The organism is Nonomuraea sp. SBT364 (assembly GCF_001083785.1).
Classification (GTDB): Bacteria; Actinomycetota; Actinomycetes; order Streptosporangiales; family Streptosporangiaceae; genus Nonomuraea.
Genome location: NZ_LAVL01000340.1, coordinates 1 through 1,745, shown reverse-complemented (window position 1 = coordinate 1,745; position 1,745 = coordinate 1). Strand labels below are relative to the sequence as shown.

General features: G+C 73.8%; 2 protein-coding genes and 1 pseudogene. 1 reads left to right on the top strand and 2 read right to left on the bottom strand.

Annotated features, from left to right (window positions below; genetic code table 11):
• Together ADY59_RS47215 and ADY59_RS47210 are read right to left on the bottom strand one after the other, a co-directional pair.
• Window positions 1–239: pseudogene (locus tag ADY59_RS47215) on the bottom strand (hypothetical protein); the annotation flags it as partial.
• 75 nt (window positions 240–314) lie between these two features.
• A complete protein-coding gene (locus tag ADY59_RS47210) occupies window positions 315–1,559 on the bottom strand; it encodes an acyltransferase family protein (protein WP_049577902.1) in 1,245 nt (414 codons plus the stop codon).
• Between ADY59_RS47210 and ADY59_RS52235 the strand changes: the two genes are divergently transcribed.
• Window positions 1,553–1,745: hypothetical protein (locus tag ADY59_RS52235; protein ID WP_197094204.1), on the top strand; the 193-nt coding region annotated here is incomplete at its 3' end. The genes ADY59_RS47210 and ADY59_RS52235 overlap by 7 nt on opposite strands.

Sequence of the window (1,745 nt, the reverse complement as noted above, 5' to 3'; positions counted from 1 at the left end):
CACCCGGGCTCCAGCCGCCGCCCCAGCCCCGTCACCGCCGGCCACAACAGCACCACCCCGGCCGCGAACAGGCCGTAGGAGAGTGCCATGGGTCCGGGCCGGTCGGCGTAGGCGGCGAGCTGCCCGGGGAAGAAGTCCCGCTCGCCGAGCCGGGTCAGCACCCCGGCCAGCAGAAGCAGCGGGCCCAGAACCATGCCGATGCCCTCGGCCCAGCGGCCGGGTACGTCCGTTCGCGTCATGCCTGCCATTCAAGTGACGCGGGCGGCCGTTCTCACTGGTGCGCGGAGGAGAGACGGGGGTAGTCCAGGCACCACCTACACCCGTTGCCGGGACATCGGCCGCCCGTCCTGATACCGCGAGGCGATGCGCCGGCCCAGGCGCTGCGCGGGCGCCTCCACGATCCTGTACGTGAGCGCGGCGCAGCCGAGGAGCGCCGCCACGACCAGCACGCCCAGCCCTGCCCGGTACGGCCAGGCGACGGCGGCCGGGTCGTCGAGGAAGCCGTCGACGATCTCCAGCAGGATCGGGTGGATCAGGTAGACCGAGTAGCTCACCGTCCCCAGCCACGCCCACAGGGCGGGCACGTCCCGGTGGGCCAGCAGCATCCCGGCCGCGAACGTCGCCCAGGCCGCCACGATCGCCACCACCCACGGCAGCGGGTCCTCGGTGTGCCAGAGCATCGCCGCCGCCACCGCCGCCACCGGCACGCCGCCGGCCAGCAGCCCCGCCCGCCGCCAGGAGATCTGCCCCGCTTCGGCCCGGTACAGCGCCGTCCCGGCGAACATCGTGGCCAGGATCGTCAGGCTCTGCCAGGCCGGGATGCGGCTGTTGACCGCGATCAGCCCCAGCGTGAGCACCGCCAGCGCCACCGCGCCCGCCCGTCGCGCGACGGCACGGGAACTGAGCGCCCCCGCCAGCCCGCACCCGGCCAGCGCGATGGCGGCCAGGGTGGTGGCGAGCGTCGGCCCCGTCCGGGTGAGCAGGGTCATCGGCAGCACCCCGCCGGCGGCCACGGCCAGCACGCCGAACCCGGCGGCGACCTCCGCGCTCCGCCGGTGCCGGCCGGCCACGAAGAGGGCCGTGGCCAGCAGGTAGAAGGCCATCTCGTAGGAGAGCGTCCAGAGCACGTTGACCACGTTCGGCGCGTTCAGCAGATCCTGGAGCATCGTCAGGTGCGCGAGGACGGCCGTGACCGGGCGGTCCGTCAGCCATACGTGGATGCCGTCGATCCCGGTGACGGCCAGCAGCAGCGCGTCGCCGACGACCACCGCCCACAGCGGGTAGAGCCGGAAGCCCCGGCCGATCCAGAACCCGGCCACGCTGCCCCGCCGCTCCAGCGACGCCGGGATCACATAGCCGCTGACCAGGAAGAACACGATGACGCCGTACCAGCCGGCGGCGAACCACGGGCCCGTGACCCCGCGCAGCTCGGGGTAGAGCGGGTTCAGCGCGTGCTCGTACACGACCACCAGCGCGGCGACGCCCCGCAGGGCGTCGAGCCAGCCGAGCCGTGGCCGGGGGTGGATCACCGTCGCGGGGGAAATTTCGGTGTTTGCCATCGCGAGGCCGACCATATCGCTGCACCACCATCGGCTTCCACCAGCTCGGCGCCGGACCCGGCCTGGAGGCGCTCCTCGCGCACACCGGCGCCGACCGCGTCTTCGCCGTCAGCGTCGGCGCCCTCATCGCCCTCCACACCGCCACCCGCTTCGCTTCCCCCGAAGCCCGCCCGACCCAACCCGAAA

What these genes read in the sequence shown, in the direction of transcription:
- ADY59_RS47210 (WP_049577902.1), bottom strand. Translation starts at nt 1,559, where the DNA reads ATGGCAAACACCGAAATTTCCCCCGCGACGGTGATCCACCCCCGGCCA.